The following is a 576-nucleotide window of genomic DNA, read 5'->3' as shown; positions in this document are numbered from 1 at the left end:
TAATAAACACTGGTGCTTCAACCTCAACTAAACGCCGGTTCTTTACGATGTTCGCTGATTTGTCGCTCTATTGTTAAAAAGTATTAGTACAACATAGCATTAACCGACACTTTATGATGGAGTGAAGGGCATACAAGGGTCATGGAATGAAGGAAAACGTATGAGATCGGGTCGCTTTATTGGCGTTATGTCTGGTACCAGCCTGGATGGTATCGATGTCGTTTTGGCCACCATTACTGAAAACATGGTGGCGCAGCAGGCTAGTCTCACCTGGCCCATTCCACACGCGATAAAAGAGGAGATTCTGGCGATTTGCCAGGGGCAGTCGCTGACCCTTTCGCAGCTAGGTCGTCTGGACACCCGTCTGGGACGGCTGTTTGCCGATGCCGTACTGGCGCTGATGCGCCAGGAAAGTCTCAAACCCACCGACGTCATCGCCATCGGCTGCCATGGACAGACCGTATGGCATGAACCGCAGGGAGAGGCTCCGCATACCCTGCAAATTGGTGACAACAACCAGATCGCCGCCCACACCGGGATAACCGTAGTGGGGGATTTTCGTCGCCGGGATATGGC

At 52.4% G+C, this 576-nt stretch carries 1 protein-coding gene; it reads left to right on the top strand.

Annotation, left to right across the window (positions count from 1 at the left end; genetic code table 11):
- Positions 1-187 precede the first annotated feature (187 nt).
- The coding region (locus tag ABD353_RS39995; RefSeq protein WP_344628610.1) for an anhydro-N-acetylmuramic acid kinase at positions 188-576 on the top strand (389 nt) is incomplete at its 3' end.

The organism is Kitasatospora arboriphila, from assembly GCF_039528095.1.
GTDB classification, from domain to species: Bacteria; Actinomycetota; Actinomycetes; order Streptomycetales; family Streptomycetaceae; genus Kitasatospora; species Kitasatospora arboriphila.
The sequence above is the reverse complement of the archived record's forward strand: the minus strand, read 5'-3'. Positions and strand labels throughout refer to the sequence as shown.